Raw genomic sequence first — 20,238 nt, 5'->3', positions numbered from 1 at the left:
TATTGTTACAAGAGGATCTACAATGGCGGGGCGTTTAATTATGTCCCGCCATTTTTTAAAGGTGATGGGTTTTTTATGATAGAAAATACTTTTGTATTGCTGGATATAGACGGCGTTTTAATTCAACCAGGCGGATACCGTCATTCCTATGCCGATACGGTAAATTATTATCTTACGTTTTTGGGACAACCTCATTTGCATGTGAATGATCGTATCGCTGAAACCTTTGAATTTTTTTCCATTCAGGCTGAATGGGATATGGTACCTTTGACTATCGCCGCGTTTCTTGAATGGTTTGCCGAAGTGAGAGGTGAACATCCAAATTTTATTTCTATTGATCAGTCGGGCAATCTGCCGTCAATCGGTGAACAGGAACAATTCCTATCTTTTTTGAAAAACAAGATCATTGATTTTTCAAAAGCACTTTCAAACAAAGAAATACCAGCTTTGGCGATTTATCATAATTGTATACGAAATCAACAGCATAGTGTTTTGCCGCGAATTTGGAATGATCCAATTTTGGAAGAGATTTTATTAAACTCGTTAGATATCTATCGTTCTCCATTATTCCGAAGATTGGAAACACAATTGTTAGGTACGGAATATATGAACAACCGGTTTCAGCTTAATATTCAGGAACAAATTGCGCCAAATCTCGAAGTAGTTGATTTTCCGATTCTGTCTGAAGAACACCGAGATCGGCTGATCCAAAAAAAGGATGGTTTTCACACGGCAATACTGACTGCCCGCCCAAACTTGCTTCCGGATGCGATCGGTGCAACAGAGGCAGATTCCCATTTTATTCTGCCGGAAGCAGAAATCGCATTCCGATTAATTGGATGGGATGAGCATGCGATACCAGTTATCGGCGTGGGCAGTTTGAGTTATATTGAAAATAAATATCATTTGCCAAAAGATTCCTTTCTCAAACCCCATCCCTTTCATTCAATCGCATCCATACTGAACACGATGATACAAAGTCAAACAGAAGCGCTGGAAACAGCTAAAATGGTCTATGATCGATGGGTTGAGGGAAATTTATTATCCAATCCACTGGGGCAATTTATCCAGGAAGGATCAAAAATTCGCATAGCTGTTTTCGAAGATTCGGCTTCTGGTATCCAATCTTGTATAAGTGCAGGAAAAATTTTCAGCGACTATGGCTATTACCCTGAGATTGAGGCTTATGGTATTTATTCGACCGAAGAGAAGAAATTGCAACTGCAGAATCTCGGAGCACAAATCTATCCAAACGTCAATGAAGCTTTGGATGTTTTCTTCAACACGACAAAAGCATTCTAATGTCCTCTTCTTTCAGTGGCATATTTGGAAAATGGCGCATACTTTGGGAAATGTACATCGGATAATGAAGATAACTCTGATCGGCTTGATAGATAACTTCCAAAAAGATTGAAGAATCCATTTCTCCTGAAATTAAACTTTGTTTGACAAAAAGGAACTGCATTAAAGAAAAAACTGCGCATAATTGGAGAATTTCAAATTGAAGGATATTTGAAACATTCGTGGTTTCATTTTGATAAATTGAAAATTGTTTCAAAAAGTCAGAAAAAATGAAATGTACAAGGAAATTTTCGAGCAAATAGGGATTATTTCTAAGAAAAGGGTAGAAAACCTGATTTCGGGCAAAAAGATAATTTTCCGCCATAATGATTAATGGATTTTTCGCATAGGAAAGTAGTTGAAGAAAATCTTTTTGAATAGCTGTATGATATCTGGCGCTGGATTCCAAACCCCAGTTGAAGGTCAGACTTAGCAATTGTAACCATCTGGCTAAATCCTCTACTGAATCGACTGGTCTGACCGGATTAATCCCGTTCTTATGAATGTAATCAACTGCTTCAGCAATCATCAGATCGAAACTTGAATTTTCTTCTGAGTTTAGAAGAATTCCAAGCCTGTTTAAAAAAGCACATACGCAAAATAATTTGTTGGGAATCAGGTCGTTCTTATTTTGGAGGAGCATAATCATTATATCGACGATTTTTTGTCTGTTTAATAACAACATTTGCATGCGCTTATCGCTGACCAGTGATATATCAAGCCATTCCGAATCCGGGTCTTGATCTGTTTCTATCCATGAAAAACGGATTGGATCGGTACTTAAAATCGCTTTTCGCAATACTTCCGGACAGGACAATGAAGCGCTGAGTGACCACTGGTCTTCAATCTGCCAGAGTATCTTTGGAAAAAAATAACAGGTTGTACATAAAATTTCTGAACCATATTTTTTTTGCAGCCTGCACATTCTTGTTTTATCTAAAAGCGGACATAAATCTCCTTCCTGATCTAACAACTTAAGGAAGTAGCGATTTTCTTGTTTCCCATTTTTCTTGACTCTAATTTTTTTGAAGACATTCATCAATATGGGGGATAATTCAGAATCATCCAAATTTTCATATTTTTCTGCATGGGCCTGATCAACCGGAATATTCCATCCCTTGCAGCAGGTATTCGGACAATCGGTTCCAAGGCAGTAAAAATCTTTCATCCATTCCGGTGTATATGCGTTAATTCTTTGATATAGCCCCATATTTCACTCGTAAATAGTAAATTTATTTTGAAACTAATTGTAAACAAGAAACGTCTATTTCTCAATTGGAAGCAAAAATTCGAAATATGCAGAAGAATCTTTATTGTTGTGATGTATTTTATTATAGATTCGAATCGCAAGTCCACAGTTCAAATTACTGAATTGGATTCAGCAAATCGAAATCAGGAAAAAAATTTTTGTTGTGTTTTCTTATTCAAAGCGTGAACTCACAATAAATCCTTCTCCCATTTCGATATGCTGTATCGGAACTGAGACAAAAAAATACAGTAAAATTACTTTGGTAACGAAGTGATATGAAAGGATAAAAATGATCAGAATTAAAAAGGTATTGTCGTTTAGCATCGCAATAGTATTCATCAGCAGTCTTGTTGTATCTTTTTCACACGCAACGCAACCGATTTCAGCATCGAATTCATTTCAGTCAGCAGAACAAAAAACAAAATCCGAATCACTTGTAGTCGAAAATTTTGTTGTAAAAACGCTGCAGGCAGAATCAGAACTTCAGACACTCAAAAAAAATACACCTGTTCCATCCAATACGCCAACCGTATTACCAACTACCTCTCAATCCAGTTCAGCAAAATACTTTTGGTGGTCAACTTCAACACCGGATCCCGCAATTCGCATGATTCCCACTGATACAAAAGTTTCACCTTCTGAATATGCTTGCAATGTCGTTGTCAACTCACCAAAATACTATCAAAAGATGGGCTTTGGCGAAGATTTCGATTTTGATGTGACCATTACGAATACTGGAACAAAAGACTGGGATACCGATATGGATGTCATGCAATATACCGGTATGCGTTTGGAGATTGACAATTTATATTTGTACGACCTGGATAAAGATTACGATCAAGCCTGGATTATCCATCCTGGAGATTCTGTCCATTGGAAAATCCGAATGGAAGCACCTCAAGAAAAGCTGCATGATGATAACAAATATTTTGCAACCTATGCTCTGGTTAAGAGCAGATCCAGTGAAATTGCCAGCGGACAACGAAAGGAAGATGAGGAAGGAATTTTCTGTCCTTTTTCATTCTATATTTACGTTCCTGAATAATTTCTGCGTATTAAAAAAAAAGCAAGTAATTCTTGATTCAAACAAGAATTACCTGCTTTTTTTGTTTCACAAAATAACCTAAAATGAAGAAGCAATCAAATTTCCTGACGGCCGGAAAGTGCGCGAAGCAGTGTGTTTTGATCGGCATATTCCAATTCACCACCAGCCGGAAGTCCCCTTGCTAAACGTGTAATTCGAATGTGATAAGGCTCTAATTTTTGTCGTATATAAAGAGCAGTAGCATCACCTTCCATGGATGGATTGGTTGCAATGATAACTTCTCTTATTTTTCCTTCGGCGATTCGTTTAAATAACGGTTCTAACCGGATGTCCTCTGGATTGATTCCTTCAATGGGGGAAAGAACTCCATGCAGCACGTGATATTTCCCTTTGAATCCTCCCGATTGTTCAAGAACAATGACATCCATTGGTGCTTCAACCACACAGATAACATCCTGATCACGTTGATCATTGGAACAAATTTCACACCGGTCTTGACCGGAAAGCGTTATATTGAAACATTCTTTGCATAATCCGGTAGCAGATTTTAAATTTACCAAAGCTTCTGCAAGCTTCAATCCGATATCATCCTGATTCCTCAAAAGAAAAAAAGTCAACCTTGACGCTGTTCTCGGTCCGATGCCGGGCAGTCTCGAAAAAGCATCTATTAGATTTTGAACTGGCGCTGGAACATTTGACATATCGGCATCAGAAACCCAAACCGAGTCCAGACAAACCGCCGGTGAACGGGCTCATTTTTTCTTCCTGCAATTTTCTGCTTTGATCAAGTGCCATATTGATTCCGCTTAATAATATATCCTGCAGCATCTCTGCATCAGTGTCTTTCAAAAAATCCGGATCAATCGATATGCTTTTACAGACTTGATCACCTGTCATTGTAATCTTGACAGCTCCACCGCCAACTGTTGCGGTAACAAGCGCGTCAGCTAATTTCGTTTGTTCCTCTTCAATTTTTTTCTGCATATCCAATAATTGTTGACGCATCGCTCCTGGATTTCCCATCGGCCGTCCGCCGCCCATTTTTCCATATCCCTTTGCCATTTGTTTTCTCCTAATTCATTATGCTAAACTTTAGAATTTATACCACATCAATCATAAAATTCAGTAATTTGAAATATGAAAAGATTCCTTTTTTGTTTTTTCTTTATTTGAAAAGTCAATCCTTATTTCGAAGAGCTGGCTGAAACACCGATTCGAAATCTGAATCAGTAATTCCAAATAAAGTGAGGATTCTTTGATCAAATAATGGGTCTCTATTTCAAATTGCTGCATAAAAGTATCTTCTGAAGTGAGGTTATTTCAAAAAGGTTTTTCAAAATTTGGAAAAGTATTATTTTTGAATAACTAACTTTCCTCCCATTTGCAATGCTGCATCAACCAATGGACCGGCAGAGGAATCTGCAACGGCAGAGCGCTTTCGTAAGATAGTGAGCGAAACACCGACGGATTTGCCTAATATATTGGAAATGGCAGCGCTTGTCCAAAGCAAACTTTTTCTGTTTTCTTCAACCTTATTTTTAATCATTTCTCTGGGAAAACCCAGATAAAGAACGCCATCACGAACATATAGTAATTTCGCATGATTGAGCGTTGCATCCAGAATTGCATCATGTTGTTTAATCAATGCACGGACTTTAGACCAATTTCTTTCAATTTCTTCTTTTGTTACTGTCGGATCAGGAATTTGTCCTTTTTTTATAATCACTTTTAAAGGTTGGTCTTCTGTTTCTTCCAAGTCATCGTCAACAGCGATAAATTCTTCAGGTTTTTTTGCAGCAATTTTCTCAATCAACTTCTCAACGACCTGTACTGGTTTTTCCTCTACACAACTTTCTGCCAATGCCAATTCCAGATTTAGACCAGGATGCCATCCCACACGGCTGTCCACTGCCGCCTGATTGAACAGGCGGATCATATTAACAAGTCTGTCCGTGCTGATTTTCTGGCATTGTTGTTGCATAAGCGCTCGATTCTCTGAGCTGATTTCCAGTGATTCATTTGTTCCCAGACGGAGAATCAGGAGCTGACGCAAATAATCAACAACTTGACGTGCTAATTGGCGTGAATCACTTCCTGAATCGAGTGCTTTATGAAGCGCTGATAATCCTTCCGCTGTGTTATATTCAGTGATCGATCCGATCAGATCGATCACTGCCTGGTTAGCAGCGACTCCTAAAGTATTTTGAGCTGTTTGCAGCGTTATTTTTTCACCATTGGAAGACAACTGATCCAACATTGAAATCGCATCCCTCATAGCGCCGGTGGCTTGACGGGCAATCAGTGTTAATGCGTCCGGATGCGCGTCAATTTTTTCTTCAGCGCAAATTTTTTGGAGCCATTGAACAATGTCAGTCACTGGGATCCTGCGGAATTCATGGTGTTGACAACGAGAAAGAACGGTTGCCGGAATTTTATGTATTTCAGTTGTTGCTAGAATGAACATCGCGTGCGAAGGAGGTTCTTCCAACGTTTTTAATAACGCGTTAAATGCTGCAGTTGAAAGCATATGAACTTCATCAATAATATAGACTTTCATGCGACCCTGGGTTGGAGAAAAATTGATCTTATCCCGCAGGTCACGCACATCATCAACACTGGTGTTGGAGGCAGCATCAATCTCCATGATATCCAGAAATCTACCTTCGTTCATTGCTATGCAATTGCTGCAGTGATCACAAGGGCGAGCTCCTAAATCAGAATCCAGACAATTCACAGCACGCGCTAAAATTCTCGCAATTGTCGTTTTCCCCGTACCGCGCGGTCCGGAAAAAAGATAAGCATGACCCACACGGTCAGAGCGAATTGCATTTTTTAAGATACGGACGATATGTTCTTGACTGACAACTTCATCCCATGTTTGCGGCCGCCATTTTCTATATAATGCCTGTGATGTCATTAACTCTTTTCCCCTTTCTTATACAACAATTCGAAATGTGAGAATATGATTTTTTGAAATGTTTTTTCTCTATTTATTCCTAAGAATGTTGAAAAATCCGAACTGTTGTTTCAATATCAATTTGATAAGCAAAAAAAACATATGTCATGCGGCGTATCTGATCGCGCCAATCCAGATTGATTCTATGATATGCCTGAATTGATTCACTGAACCAGCTCATAATTCGATCTAAATAAGTCGGCTTAATTATACTCAACTCAGGGGATCCGATACGTTGATTGGAGTTGTCCTTTGGCATCTTTTAGTTCGATGGTCTCCCCTGACTGCCAAACAGCGACAGAACGCCCCCAATAGAGTTCGTAAGGTGTATCATGCCCTGATCTGGAGTAAACCTCAAGAAAAAAACCTTTTCGAATCATTTGGATATTCGGGAAAGAAAAGATATTTCCTTCTGAATCTTCCAAAGTCCAGCCTGCAAGCGAAACAGCATCATCAGTGTTACTTTCTATACGTACCGCTTCAAGATTGACATCACCAATTCCAATTGCTTGCGGGATGAAGACCAGAGAACCGCGAACGGGTGCAATCTCATCTATCGATTCTTCTGTTGAAGAGATGTCTGATTGTTCGATCGAATCCGTTATTTCAACTGTCAGCGTTGTCAATGGCGATGTCGATGTCGATACAATTGCATAATCTATTTCTGGCGATGAAGCTTTTTGTTCTGTTTTTTCAATTTCTTCGGATGTGATAAGTGTATAGGGTTTCTCGGCATTATGAATATTTTCCCAATAGTATAGCACTGCCAGCGTTGCTGATACTGAAACAAGAATGTTGATAAGTAATAACAGCAAAATTTTTCCGAAAGAATTCATCATTTACCTCAATAAGACCAATTGATCCGACAATTCGAGATTTGATTTGAAAAAGCCTTTAATGATAAAAAAGGATTTTGATGTTATGCTGTTTTTGTCCAAAACAAATCAACAATGAATCCTCCTTATTTTTTCGAATCGTGGCAACAGATTTGGACAACTACGATAGAATTTAATTAATGATAACAGTTATTGACGGACACAATCTGATTCCTAAAATTCCAGGGTTAAGTCTGCTTCAAATCGATGATGAAAACCAACTAATTGACATACTGCGGGAGTTTTCACGCCTGTCAAGAAGAAAATTGGAAGTATATTTTGATGGCGCTCCGATTGGTTATTCCGGTGACCGAATGGATGGAATGGTTCGCGTTGTCTTCGTTTCTGAGAAAACAACCGCTGATGAAGAAATCATCAACCGAATTCGCCGAATCGGCAAGCGCGTCAAGGAATTCATCGTCGTTTCCTCCGATCATCATGTGCAGAACCAGGTAAGATCATTAGGAGCCAAAACGATTACATCGGATCAATTTGTCAAAGAGCTTTTTTCTGTACTCAATGCTAATACGAACAACAGTGATGAAATAAAAAGAGAGCGTCAGCTTTCAGACGATGAAATCCAGGAATGGATCCACCTTTTTAATTCAGCACCACCAGAGAAATACTCAGATAAAGACTGAATAATGCCCAAATGAATGTTGGAAACAACAGATATCCAGCCTGGTGATTAATCAACCAGAACATCAGCATTGTAAGACCAGCCAGCGCAATTTCGCCGATATTCATCGCCAATGCTCCGGATAAGTTCCCTTGAGTGGTAAACAATAAAAAATTCCATCCATAAATCGATCCAAGCAACATTAATAGAATGATCAGCGCATTTTTCTTCCTGTTGATTGAGATTTTATTTGTTAATATGAATACTGTTGAAATTGTTGCCAAAAGTAACAGGAAGGACCAAATTAACATAAGTCCATTCCTGGTTGGGAAACCCGAAGGTAACCGAAATGCTCCGGAAAACAAACCAGAACTGTCTGTTTGAATCAGGTCAAAAATTAAAAAACCAATCAATCCAATTACAGTAAATGATAATATTTCAATGATCAATGTTTTTTTCATTTGTTTTATACCCGCTTTCTTAAAATTGAGTTGTTCCAGAAATTAATAACCAGGAATATAAACCACTGCAGACAAAAGAAACAAATAAATTGTTGAACTTCTGCTGGGCAAGTTTTGTTTGAAGTAAGAAAAGTGCGCCTGAGATTACTACATTGAAAAGTGCCATTAATGAACCGAATCCCCAGACAAATCCATTAAATTCCTGTAATCCAGCCATAAAATTGGTAGGACCTCGTAATGATGAAAAAAGCCATTCCCAACCAGAAGTCTGGAAGAATACAACCGGGATGTATTCGATCGCCAGAAAGATTAGCTGACTTCCAATGCCGATTAAAAGAAAACGGATGTATGAGTGTTTGTTTCTATAAGCGGACGCAAAAATATTAGAATACAAACCAAAAAATAGCGACGAAATGAAAAAAACACTTAGAAAGAGCAGCCATTTTTTATCGAGGGATCGGAAAAAGGGGAAAATAAAATGAAGGTCAATCATGAATACCCTTGAAAAAAGCCGCATTGTTCCATACATCCATAAAAGGACTGTCAAAGCGATCAATAAAGATATGAGGAAATTACCTACATTAATATGAGAAAAAGCTTCTTTATCTTTTTCCTTTTGCCAAATTGTCACAGGAATTATCCAAAAAATAACCATGCTGCTTATCCAGATTAAGTTAACGCTGATTGAGAAAAATCGATAAAAAAGATTACTATTGTGATAAAGAAAATACGCAATGATCAACGCGATGATGTACAGGATAATTCCGGAGACGATCCACAGAAATGGCAGACATCTGACAGCATTAGAAGAAATCTTCTGGGGGGTAATAGCAAGATGGTTTTTAGAGATGCGAGCCAGTAATTCAGAAACAGGAAGGATGACGATTAGCCAAAAGACAAAACAGATCGCTTGGCATAAATCACGGATCCACGCAGATTGCAGATTCGTGTTGAACCAAAGCGGTGCGTCATTCGGAATCTGTAGATCCGCATGGATTTGGTCTAAAACCTTAGCAATGATCCTTGGATGAATTGGCATGATGAAATGGAAAATGTTCGTCTGAATCTGATCTACCTGATTTGATTTATTTTTTTCTATTAACGATTCTGAAGCTCGAAATTGCGTGAATTCATTGAAAAATGGGCTGATGATATGGATTTTTCGGATGATACTGTCGCTCATTTTTATCCGAGCTAGATCTTCATATGGCGCTAATAGAAGAATTGAAGCAAAATTTCGTAGTTCTGAAGCCAGCAATGTATCGATTGTACCAACCGAAAAACCAACAATACCTATTCGTTCCTTGTCAACAAATGATTGGGATTTAAGTAGTGAATACGCGCTATCAATGACGCTTTCACCCGGTAGCAAACTTCGAGAAGGCGTACTTCCTTGTCCAAAATTATCAATGGATAAAGCAACATATCCGCGTTTAGCCAACTCAATTGCGATGGATGACATGCCATCTTTATCATTTTGGAGACCAGGTACCAAAACAACAGCTGGACGTTGATTCAGAGATTGTGCATTGAGTGGACGATAGATTTTCCCTGCTGCACATGATGTTTCCGTAATTTCAATATCTATTTTATGAATTAATATTTTTCCACCGTCTGTTTCGATCCATCGTGAAAGAGCAAAGGCAATCAGAATGAATGAAAAACAGAGAAAAAGCTGTGCAACCGGAGAAAAATGGATCCTTTTCACAAGAATTCTGTATACAGAATTAGTTTGTTATGATCGTTTGCATATAAGAATCAAGCACTGATAAGGATGGATTCCAGCTTTCTGCAGGAAGACTGCTCCAGTCAAACGTTGTCAGATCAACCGGACCCGTTATCTGCATATTGGAAATTGGTATAACTGCACTGATATATTTTGATACATCCTGTGTGATTCCCTGCATGGAATAGACAAGATTATCATTTGATACAGAACTACCGGCGTCGCCATAAGCAGTGACTGTTCTGATTCCAATACCATTATCAAAATGTATTATTGTTGGAAGGCTTGCAAACAATTGCGTTTTCAGTTGATAAGGCAGGAAAGGAACCGGAGGAGTTATGGTAAGATTGCCTTCGCTCAGGCTTGCCTGGTTCAGTAGAGCAGCCAGATTAGTCGCTACAGTATAGATTTCACTATTGACTGAAGAGAGCGCATTCATGGAAAATACGGTAACTTCCGGATTGAAATTACCTGCCCGCATATAGTCATTGATTACAACGGATGCACTGGCAATTTTCGCATCCGTTAATGGTTTGTCAGTACCAGCTGCTTCACTATTCATCACCGTCAGGCATTTAACGTTGGTCGAAGGCACAGACATGGTCAAAGTAATTGCGGTATTACTGCATTGTACACGAATATCCTCTGCAAGTACCGGAAAATTAATAAATGAAAAGGCACAAACGACAAGGAAAATTCGAAGAATATTTTTCATTTCTTATCCTTTCTGTTCATCATATGATTTGTTTAAAAGTCGAATCATATAATAGTCCCCGCGGGAAAAACCTCTTGATTGATAATACCTTCTTGTACCAATTGCTGAGATAACAGCAATTTTTTGGAAACCCTCTTGTCTGGCGATTTCACATGCTGATTCAATTAATCGAGTTCCCAATCCCATATGCTGCGCTGCTCCAGTTTGTTCTGATCCAACTGCCAGACTTTGTCCATAAATATGAATTTCTCTGATGAGCGCTGCATTTTCCAACTCTGCGATTCCTGTTTGCGGAGCATTCTTGGCAGGGAGTGACAGACGCAGGTAACCGGCAATTTTATCCTGGTCAGTAACAAATTGCAGAAAATGCTCATGGGAATATGCAGGAGCATATTGGAAATCGATCAGTTGCAGTTTTTCCGGTTTGATTGCTTGCCCTTTAATTTCTCGACAACGGATACATTTGCATTTTGTACCGAGCAGATTCATCCGTTTTTGAACATCCATACGCAGGCTTGATCTGGTGTTGCCCTCAACAATATGGTGCGATGGAATATCACGAATGACACGATTAATACGGCAATAGGGCTGCACTGTAGCTTTTATATCTGCAATCAATTGAATCAGGGTTTCTGTGTCATAAGGCTGATACAACCCTTTTTCCCATTCTTTATATAGATCTGTATTTATTAAAAGCTGTGTCGGATAAATTTTAAGTTCATCAGGGCAGAATCCCAAACCATTTTCTGCCTGGATCCAAAATTTTCGAAAATCTTCACGATCACTTTCCGGTGTGGCATGTAATAAATTTGGCATCCAATGCAGAACGATCTTATACCCTGCAGCTCTGCATAACGCAGTTGCGGAGAGCGCTTCCGCTACAGTGTGACCACGTCGATTTGACAACAGGATATCATCATTGAGGCTTTGGATTCCAATCTGAATTTTTGTGACACCCAAAATTCTTAAAAACTTTAATATTTCCGGATTGATCAGATCCGGTCGGGTTTCAATGACTAATCCAACATTTCGATGAGCTGCTGTCTCATTGATCATCTGAGCGGACTGGATATTTTCTGAATCACAACCATTCATTGCGTCAAGGCATCTTTGAACAAACCATGTTTGATAGGATTGAGGATAATTTGTCCAGGATCCACCCAAAATTAACAGTTCAATTTTATCGGTCGGATGGCCAACTGCTTCATAGGTTTTTATTCTGGACAAGACCTGTTCATATGGATCAAAATGATTTTGAAATGCACGGGCAGCTCCTGGCTCATCCGGAAGATAGCTTTTCGGCATGCGGATATCTGTCGGACAAAAAATGCAATTACCCGGACATGGATATGGTCCGGTAAGGACTGTAACAGTTGTGACACCACTTAAGGTGCGCATCGGTTTCATGCGAATTCGCGAAAGAAGCTTTGAATCCTCAGCTATTTCACCTTTACTGATCATATCTTTATAAGCAGTGACGAGGGCATGCTTCGAAATATTACCGTGATTTGGAACTGGATATTTTCGAATTGTTTCATAAACATCTGCACCTTTCATCACTTTTAAAAGAATTTTTTTCGCAGTAGCCAAGACTTCCGGAGAAATTTTTATAGATGCTTCCCATTCATTAACATCTTTAACATGGGTCTGATCGATAAACTCTGTCATTTGTTGGCTTCCCTTTGATTTAAATCGAAATCAATTTTCGTTTCAGCAAAGATGCGGTTGAGAACAGGAATTCGTTCTTCCATGGTCATAAACCGATTGATCGCAAGATTTGTAAATTTTATCGTTAAAACCTCTGTACCAATATGTTTTCCGGCATAAAATGTATGAATATCCAGTGTCGCTTCACTCGTCTCTGGCAGAAAAAACGCCTGATCGAAGAACAAATTTCCTAAACCGTAATGAATAAAAGAGTCTTTTGAAATTTCAAAAGCCATTGGAATATGCGATTGGCTACCACTTACGATGACAGCTCCGGCATCTGCGACAGCTTGAAAATCTGCCAGCATATCTTCATTAGGGGATATATGGTAATACTCGATATGTTGAAAGGTAACGATTGGTATAATTCCATCCTTTTTTAAGGATTGAATTTGTTTTATGATCGATGGAATATCGCAATGGACTGCTCCTGGCCGTGTTTCTGATGCAGCAGCATACCCGATTTCTTTTCCGTTGCAACCGATGAATGCAAATTTATTCCCGTTATGATCAACGCGAAGCGGTTTTTTAGCATCTTCCATATTATATCCGCCGCCGTAATATGCAATTTTATTCTTTTGATATAAATCCAAGGTATAAATGACTGCCTCATCACCAAAATCCTGGAAATGATCTCCGTTCAACTCTACAACATCTGTACCAATATCTTTAAGCAAATTCATGTAGGAACTTTTACTGCAGAAAACCAGATGATTCAACTGGTCAGGTGTTTGCTGGCAGACCTGGGCAAAAGGCACTTCATTATTCACATGCAGAATATCTGCAGAACGCAGGACATCTCGTATATTTTTCCCGGGATATTCAGGACCCCAAACATCCATATATTGTGCAGTCCCCCGAACCATTGCAGTTACACCGGTCAGCATCAGCGTTGTCAGTTTATTGGGGTCTCGATTAGCAGGAATTATTGAATCCCAATCCTCTTTGCTCATATTTTCATTTCCACCGATATTGACTGTGAGCGGCCATTTGTTGTGATCGAATGTATTGCTTAGTGGAGAGGCTTGATTAATATGGATTACTTTATATCGAGATTCCAGTTGGTCAAAAGGAAGGATTGCCCAATCATTATTCTGATAAACATCATTTAATATTCTGTCTGGTGAAGCGATAACGATAGAATTGGATGGCGATGAGCCAAAAACAGTCGCTAATCGGGATGCGGTTTCAGCCGAAAGAAGGATTTTTTCTGTTGGGAAATCTTTTTCATTTGATTTGCCAAAAACCCAAAAATTTTGCAATTGATCGAATGAAATATTATCAACTGTCGATGTAAAAGGTGCTGTCAACGCAAACACAAGCCGGTAAGGTTCCTCTTCAGAAGATGACTGTATCGGATTGGTTTCGTTGACAGACGAAATCGGTGTTGGTTTCGATCCTGGAAAAGGCAAATCAGTAGTCAGTCCGATCGTATTCTTCGCATAGACACTGGAATATGTGACAAGAAACAAAAGAATGAGAATCATTATATTTTTCTTTTTCATGGTTTCTATTATAAGACCAGCAATTCGAAATATGGGACTGCGATGCGAAATATGGGAAGGATTATTTGTTGTTGTTTCGATTTTACGCTGGATGTAAACACACGAATTAACCTAAAATTTATTCATATTAATTGGAAAACAGATCAAATTATTGGATTTCTGCGTCTCCCCTTTTATACTGGAAAACTGATGAGCACACTTTTATCCACTAATTCGAAATATGAAAAGAATTCTTTGTTTTCCTTATTCAAAAAGTGAATCCAAATTTCGTTTTACTGAGATTTATCGGATGATGTGCTCAGATTATGAATAACCTGTTAAAATAGAGACCATGGGTGAGAAAATTTTAGCTGCGAATCGAAAAGCACGTTTTGAATATTTTATTTTAGAAACCTATGAAGCTGGCATTGCATTGCAAGGGACAGAAATAAAGTCAGTTCGCTCTGGGAAGATCAGCATCAGTGAATCTTATGTGGAAATACGAGATGGGAAAGAGGCTTGGCTGCTTAATGCACATATTTCACCATACGATCCTGCGAGCAGATATAACCACAATCCAGTCAGACCACGCCGCCTATTGCTGAATAAAAAAGAAATCAGAGATTTATGGAATGACGTACGATTAAAGGGGGTAACAATCATTCCGACCAAAGTATATTTGAGCCATGGATTGGCGAAAGTCGAAATTGGAGTAGCAAAAGGCAAAAAACTGTATGATAAGAGACAAGAAATTGCGAAAAAAGATGCTCAAAGAGATCGTGAGCGCCGAGAATAGTCCTCTTAATGGTTTTCACAAAATTGGAATTATCACTTATCTATAGAATTACGCAAAAATAGGATGTTATTTATAGAATGAACAGGCGGGATTTCTTAAAAGCAGCAGCGATATCAGGTGGTTTGTTAATTTTACCGAAAAAGACATTATCCTTTTTTGATCCCTTCACACAAATTGATACATTTCCTGAGGCTGAATTTCTTGGACGTAATTGTCTGGGTGGAATCATGAATTTTCGGATTCGCCCGTCCGCTGACGCAGAAATTAATAAAAGCGTTTATGAAGATTTCATTTTTCCGATTTACCAGCAAGTTGTCGGGGAACCTCCTGCCGGTTCATATTCTGCTACATGGTTTGAAACACCTTATGGATTTGTTTATTCACCTGGGGTACAGATTGTAAAAAACGAGCCAAACCTCACTCCGGTAACCTCTTTGCCGGATTCCAGTATGGGGAAAGGTTTTTGGGCTGAAGTGACAGTTCCCTATTCAAATATTATCTTTGGAAAAGAACCGATATCTCCCTGGTATATCGCAGTAAAAGATCTGAATCCTCGAGTTTACTATAGTCAGGTTTTTTGGATTGATGAAATTAAACAGGGAAATGATGGGCTGACATATTACAGGGCCAATGAATTATATGGAACTTATGGCGATATCGCATATGTCGATTCGCGCGCTTTTCGACCGATTACGAAAGAAGAAGTAGAACCCATTCATCCAGATGTCCAAAATAAACGAATTTATGCAAATCTTACTTATCAGACTTTGACCTGTTACGAAAACGATGTAGAGGTTTATTTTTGTCGAATATCATCCGGAGCAGTATATAGTAATGAGGGTGCAGTGATTGATAGCTATGCAACTCCTACTGGGAATCATTATCCATGGCGAAAAGTAATCTCTATTCATATGTCGGGAAGTTTGACTGGTTCGGGTTGGGATACACCTGGTGTTCCATGGTCAGTTATTTTTGCGACCGGAGGAGCATCGATTCATGCTGTATTCTGGCACAATGGGTTTGGAACTCCGAGGTCACACGGATGCATCAATTGCAAACCCGAAGATGCCAAATGGATCTGGCGATGGGTAAATCCTCAAGTCGGATTAGATCCCGGTGACGTCCATGTTGAAGGACAAGTTGGTACTTTGATCGAAGTAAAAAATTAAGCCAAATTTATAGAAAGACCAATCATAAAACCAGGACAATTTCCGGACGTATGTTATTTATACATGGACGATAAATTTTCGAAATTTTTCCGCAGATTTTATATTCTGATTTTTTTTACAGTATTTATTCTTTATTCCGGGTTGGCAATTTTAGCTCCTGTTCTGATGCATTATCATTTCGAAACACCTGCCAAAATCCTGTACGGCGGATATCGTTTCATGTGCCATCAGCTTCCATATCGTTCTTTTTTCCTATTCGGGGAGCAGTATTATTATCCACTTCAAGAAATAAATCAAAATAAAACCATTCTTTCATTTGAGGAAGCATCTGGAATTGAGAGTGTGGATTTTAAAGAAATCAGGGAATTTGTTGGAAATTCGCAAATGGGTTATAAGGTTGCTATCTGTCAGCGTGATCTGGCAATCTATTTGGCAATTGCTGTTTTTTGTCTGCTGTATTTTATATCAAACTACCGTCTCCCGAGAATTCATTGGCTGGTCTGGTTGATCTTGGGCCTTTTGCCAATGACATGGGATGGATTAACGCAAATGGCGAGCCACATACTGCCCTCATTGGGGCCGATTCGGGAAAGCACCCCAATTATCCGGGTATTGACAGGCAGCAGTTTTGGATTCTTCACTGCCTGGTTTCTTTTCCCTTATCTGGAGTATGTTTTTCTAAATCAGGAGAAATCGTGATTATACAAGAACAAAATGGACTAAAATTCTATCAATTTGAACAGTTCAATAATTATGGAGTCAAACATGGATTCTTTACACGATTGGGCGGTGTCAGTCCTGCTCCGTTTAACAGCCTCAACATGGCTACAACGGTTGGCGATTCCAATGAAAATGTCCTGGAGAATCTGAATCGCATGTTTTCTGTTTTCGGTCTGGATCTTTCAACGCGTTATGATGGCTGGCAGGTTCATAGCGCAACCACGATTTGTACGGATATTCCCAGAAATGTTAAAACACGCACAATACGAACAGATGGAATTATTACGGATAATCCTGAGGTTACATTAGTGATGCGGTTTGGTGATTGTGTTCCGGTAATTGTTTTTGATCCGATCAAAAAAGTATCTGCAATCTATCATGCCGGATGGCAGGGAACTGTTCTGCAAATTGGTCGAAATGTGATTAAAAACATGACTGAAATCTACGATTGCGAACCCAAAAATCTTATTGCGGGGATCGGTCCTTCGATCGGGCCAGACCATTTTATCGTTCACCAGGATGTAGAGGAGAAATTTATCAAATCATTTCCTGAGGATGCAAATCGTCTGATTTGTCATAAGGATGGAAGAATTCATATTGATTTATGGAAAGCGAATTTTCTGACACTCGAAAATGCAGGCGTTACCAAAATTGAAACCAGTGAGATCTGTACTGTTTGTCATAAAGATGAATGGTTCTCTCATCGCGGAGATCAAGGAAAAACAGGCAGATTTGGTGTGCTGATGACAACAGGGTAAAAACTTTTTTGGAAATATACAAATGATTACTCAAGAAACAATAAAGATGAATTTGGACGAAATTCGTGCCGCGATGAGCTTTTCCGCTCATAGAGCCGGCAGAAATATACAAGATATCCGCTTGATGGCTGTAACAAAATTAAAACCGGCAGATGTCATTCAATCATTGATTGATCTCGGAATTAAAGATATTGGTGAGAATTATCCGGATGAAACCATGACAAAAATTGAAGTTTTCCAGAACGCTCCGGAAGACGTCAGACTGCATATGATAGGACATTGTCAAAGCAGAAAAGCCAGGCTTGTTGCGGAATACTTCGATTCTTTTCAATCATTGGATCGGTTGGATATTGGTTTAAAACTAAATTCAATTTTAGAAAAAAAAGGGAAAAAAATGCCTGTACTTTTGGAATTAAATACAGGCGAAGAAGTAAATAAAAAGGGCTGGATTTTAAAAGGGACTGACTTTTCAAGCAGCTTTTTACAGGATTTGGAACAACTGCAAAATTGCACACAGCTTGATATCCAAGGATTAATGACGCTTCCTCCTTTTACAGAGAATGCTGAGGACAACAGATATTATTTTGCAAATTTGAGACAGGTTTTAGAAAACCTCAATTCCCATTATGGTACCCACCTGACAGAATTGTCGATGGGAACAAGCATTGATTATTGCGTAGCAATTGAAGAGGGTGCCACATTTATAAGACTCGGGACAATTTTAGTCGGACCGCGAGCGTGAAGTAAGAGAAGCATAGGAATAATATATTATGAGCAGATTCTTGGAATTATTTATATCAACACTTGTTAATATCATGTCTACACTTTTGATGGTTTATATCATCGTTTCCTGGTTCGTATCACCCTATAATAAGTATCGAGCCATGTTGGACAGATTTATGAATACTTTTCTTGATCCGATTCGACGAATCATGCCGAATACAGGAATGTTTGATCTTAGTCCGATTATATTAATGCTGATTCTTCAATTTGTTGAATCTGCTGCCAGATGGTTTTTTTAGAGATTTGGAAATTTACTGAGGAAATAGACGAAATCCTGCAAACTTCAGCGATTTGAATCTAAGGGGAAAAAAGTCGGTTTGTTGTTTTTGTGCTTAGCATACTAACAACAAACCGACATTTATTTTCAAGTACATATCTGCTAAAAGACTGGCCATAATACCTTTTGAGCATGTAGTCAGTAGTGCATTTCAGTATATTTTTGTAAAGTACTGTTTTTCCTGCGTTATTCAAACAGGTTGTATTTTTTAAAAAAAGATAAGAAAACCTTTTCAGAAATACAATCAATTTCCCTATTGACAAAAAAACGTATGCTTTATACAATCTGTTATGTATAGAAAACGTTTTCTTATTTGTATTTATTTTGTGGTTATTTAATATTCCGAATAATAAAAATCAGTTAGTTTGCAATTCTATTAAGATAAACAAAAATTATGAGGGCTATCTTGGTTTCATAATACTTCTTATACATTGAGGACACAAAATTGATTGAAAAGAAAAAAAAACAACAAAAACAAGAACACGAACAGGCTGAGGGGAAAAACAATATCTTTCAAGTTGCAAAACTCTCAGGGGTTTCAATTGCAACGGTTTCACGTGTGATGAGCGGTAAAGTTTATGTCAGTTCCGAATTAACCAGCCGAGTGAAAAAAGCAGCGCTAACGTTGGGTTATTGCCCTAATCGTTCAGCAAGCAACCTTCGTAAAAGAGTGTCAAAGACCATTGGAGTCATTATCTCGGATATTGAAAATCCGTTTTTTACCAGTGTAATTCGTGGAATTGAGACGATTCTTTATGATGCAGGATATAGTCTTTTGTTCTGCAATTCGGATGAAGACCCGAAAAGAGAGAAAACTCATCTATCCATTTTAAGGGCTGAAGATGTTGCGGGAATCATTTTGACTCCGACTAAAAATAATAATGAATTCTGTAAGAGTTTAGTGGAATCAGGCATCCAATTGGTAGCGATTGATCGTTCACCGGGGATGGATTATATGGATGGTGTTACAGTCAAAAATAAAAAAGGAGCGTTTGAGGCAACCTCTCATTTAGCACAATTGGGATACCAGAGAATTGGCATCATCTGCGGCCCTAAACAGACAAGCACTTCGGTTGAACGTCTTGAAGGGTTTAAAGAAGCACTTTTGCATCATAATCTGGTTTTAGATCAAAAATTAATCATTTATAGTGATTTTAGACAGATGGGTGGATATAAGGCGATGCAGACTCTTTTGGACTTGGAATTCCCTCCAATTGCAGTAATGGTATCAAATAATCTGATGACTTTAGGTGCATTGCAGGCAATTCATGAACGTAATTTAAAAATTCCTGATCAAATAGCAATTGTTGGTTTTGACGACATGCCTTGGGCAACATCGCTACAACCCTCCCTAACTGCTGTGGCACAACCGGCATTTGATATAGGGACGACGGCTGCACAATTACTTTTAGAGCGTTTAAAAGATCCAACAAGATCATATCGCCAGGTTGTTCTGGATACAAAATTAATGGTCCGTACTTCTTCCGGATCAAAAATGAATTTGTTAATAAAACCAGTAAACGAAACATGATAATGATTGATTACAAAGCGGAAAAT

At 38.6% G+C, this 20,238-nt stretch carries 20 protein-coding genes; 10 read left to right on the top strand and 10 right to left on the bottom strand.

Annotated elements, in window-relative coordinates; all coding sequences use genetic code 11:
• Nucleotides 1-75 precede the first annotated feature (75 nt).
• A complete protein-coding gene (locus tag ATC1_RS12320; RefSeq protein ID WP_062282662.1) occupies nt 76-1,302 on the top strand; it encodes a hypothetical protein in 1,227 nt (408 codons plus the stop codon).
• Here ATC1_RS12320 and fliB read toward each other — a convergent pair.
• A complete protein-coding gene (gene fliB, locus ATC1_RS12315; protein WP_062282659.1) occupies nt 1,280-2,551 on the bottom strand; it encodes a flagellin lysine-N-methylase in 1,272 nt (423 codons plus the stop codon). The genes ATC1_RS12320 and fliB overlap by 23 nt on opposite strands.
• 328 nt (nt 2,552-2,879) lie before the next feature.
• Between fliB and ATC1_RS12310 the strand changes: the two genes are divergently transcribed.
• Nucleotides 2,880-3,635 carry a hypothetical protein gene (locus ATC1_RS12310; protein ID WP_062282656.1) on the top strand — a complete coding sequence of 252 codons (756 nt, stop codon included), beginning with the start codon at nt 2,880-2,882 and terminating at the stop codon, nt 3,633-3,635.
• A gap of 95 nt (nt 3,636-3,730) precedes the next feature.
• On the opposite strand, the gene recR is transcribed toward ATC1_RS12310, so the two are convergent.
• The 4 genes from recR to ATC1_RS12290 form a co-directional block, all read right to left on the bottom strand.
• Nucleotides 3,731-4,336: a recombination mediator RecR gene (recR, locus tag ATC1_RS12305; protein WP_062282652.1), complete on the bottom strand. Its 606-nt coding sequence runs from the start codon at nt 4,334-4,336 to the stop codon at nt 3,731-3,733.
• Between the two features lie 7 nt (nt 4,337-4,343).
• On the bottom strand, nt 4,344-4,697 hold the full coding sequence (locus ATC1_RS12300; protein WP_062282649.1) for a YbaB/EbfC family nucleoid-associated protein: 354 nt from the start codon (nt 4,695-4,697) through the stop codon (nt 4,344-4,346).
• Nucleotides 4,698-4,986: 289 nt separating this feature from the next.
• Nucleotides 4,987-6,552, bottom strand: coding sequence for a DNA polymerase III subunit gamma/tau (gene dnaX, locus ATC1_RS12295; protein ID WP_062282645.1), 1,566 nt, complete (start codon nt 6,550-6,552; stop codon nt 4,987-4,989).
• Between the two features lie 257 nt (nt 6,553-6,809).
• Nucleotides 6,810-7,430: a lamin tail domain-containing protein gene (locus ATC1_RS12290; RefSeq protein ID WP_082174784.1), complete on the bottom strand. Its 621-nt coding sequence runs from the start codon at nt 7,428-7,430 to the stop codon at nt 6,810-6,812.
• Between the two features lie 176 nt (nt 7,431-7,606).
• Here ATC1_RS12290 and ATC1_RS12285 point away from each other — a divergent pair, with 176 nt between their 5' ends.
• On the top strand, nt 7,607-8,107 hold the full coding sequence (locus ATC1_RS12285) for an NYN domain-containing protein (RefSeq protein WP_062282638.1): 501 nt from the start codon (nt 7,607-7,609) through the stop codon (nt 8,105-8,107).
• On the opposite strand, the gene ATC1_RS12280 is transcribed toward ATC1_RS12285, so the two are convergent.
• Genes ATC1_RS12280 through ATC1_RS12260 form a run of 5 tightly spaced genes read right to left on the bottom strand, consistent with a single transcriptional unit; the run spans nt 8,067 to nt 14,181 of the window.
• Complete coding sequence (locus tag ATC1_RS12280; RefSeq protein ID WP_062282635.1) at nt 8,067-8,546, bottom strand: tryptophan-rich sensory protein; 480 nt, start codon at nt 8,544-8,546, stop codon at nt 8,067-8,069. The two genes, ATC1_RS12285 and ATC1_RS12280, sit on opposite strands and share 41 nt — an antisense overlap.
• Nucleotides 8,547-8,565: 19 nt before the next feature.
• Nucleotides 8,566-10,254, bottom strand: a complete 1,689-nt coding sequence (locus ATC1_RS12275; protein WP_062282630.1) for an alpha/beta hydrolase — start codon at nt 10,252-10,254, stop codon at nt 8,566-8,568.
• Between the two features lie 19 nt (nt 10,255-10,273).
• Nucleotides 10,274-10,987, bottom strand: a complete 714-nt coding sequence (locus ATC1_RS12270) for a hypothetical protein (RefSeq protein ID WP_062282626.1) — start codon at nt 10,985-10,987, stop codon at nt 10,274-10,276.
• Between the two features lie 3 nt (nt 10,988-10,990).
• A complete protein-coding gene (locus tag ATC1_RS12265) occupies nt 10,991-12,655 on the bottom strand; it encodes an elongator complex protein 3 (protein WP_062282623.1) in 1,665 nt (554 codons plus the stop codon).
• Nucleotides 12,652-14,181 carry a CapA family protein gene (locus tag ATC1_RS12260; RefSeq protein ID WP_062282620.1) on the bottom strand — a complete coding sequence of 510 codons (1,530 nt, stop codon included), beginning with the start codon at nt 14,179-14,181 and terminating at the stop codon, nt 12,652-12,654. Before ATC1_RS12260 ends, ATC1_RS12265 begins: the two co-directional genes overlap by 4 nt.
• Before the next feature lie 349 nt (nt 14,182-14,530).
• Here ATC1_RS12260 and smpB point away from each other — a divergent pair, with 349 nt between their 5' ends.
• From smpB to ATC1_RS12220, 7 genes are all read left to right on the top strand, one after another.
• Nucleotides 14,531-14,974, top strand: coding sequence for an SsrA-binding protein SmpB (smpB, locus tag ATC1_RS12250; protein WP_062282614.1), 444 nt, complete (start codon nt 14,531-14,533; stop codon nt 14,972-14,974).
• 77 nt (nt 14,975-15,051) lie between these two features.
• On the top strand, nt 15,052-16,143 hold the full coding sequence (locus tag ATC1_RS12245; protein WP_062282610.1) for a L,D-transpeptidase: 1,092 nt from the start codon (nt 15,052-15,054) through the stop codon (nt 16,141-16,143).
• 63 nt (nt 16,144-16,206) lie between these two features.
• Nucleotides 16,207-16,842 (top strand): DUF2085 domain-containing protein, encoded by a 636-nt coding sequence (locus ATC1_RS12240; protein WP_062282607.1) that lies wholly within the window; start codon nt 16,207-16,209, stop codon nt 16,840-16,842.
• Nucleotides 16,839-17,621 (top strand): peptidoglycan editing factor PgeF, encoded by a 783-nt coding sequence (pgeF, locus tag ATC1_RS12235; RefSeq protein WP_062282603.1) that lies wholly within the window; start codon nt 16,839-16,841, stop codon nt 17,619-17,621. The genes ATC1_RS12240 and pgeF overlap by 4 nt, the downstream gene beginning before the upstream one ends.
• A 22-nt stretch (nt 17,622-17,643) precedes the next feature.
• Nucleotides 17,644-18,363, top strand: coding sequence for a YggS family pyridoxal phosphate-dependent enzyme (locus ATC1_RS12230; RefSeq protein WP_062282598.1), 720 nt, complete (start codon nt 17,644-17,646; stop codon nt 18,361-18,363).
• Between the two features lie 28 nt (nt 18,364-18,391).
• Nucleotides 18,392-18,643: a YggT family protein gene (locus tag ATC1_RS12225; protein WP_062282594.1), complete on the top strand. Its 252-nt coding sequence runs from the start codon at nt 18,392-18,394 to the stop codon at nt 18,641-18,643.
• Between the two features lie 483 nt (nt 18,644-19,126).
• Nucleotides 19,127-20,212 (top strand): LacI family DNA-binding transcriptional regulator, encoded by a 1,086-nt coding sequence (locus ATC1_RS12220; RefSeq protein WP_062282591.1) that lies wholly within the window; start codon nt 19,127-19,129, stop codon nt 20,210-20,212.
• Nucleotides 20,213-20,238: the final 26 nt, after the last annotated feature.

Source organism: Flexilinea flocculi (assembly GCF_001192795.1).
Lineage (GTDB): Bacteria > Chloroflexota > Anaerolineae > Anaerolineales > Anaerolineaceae > Flexilinea > Flexilinea flocculi.
The sequence above is the reverse complement of the archived record's forward strand: the minus strand, read 5'-3'. Positions and strand labels throughout refer to the sequence as shown.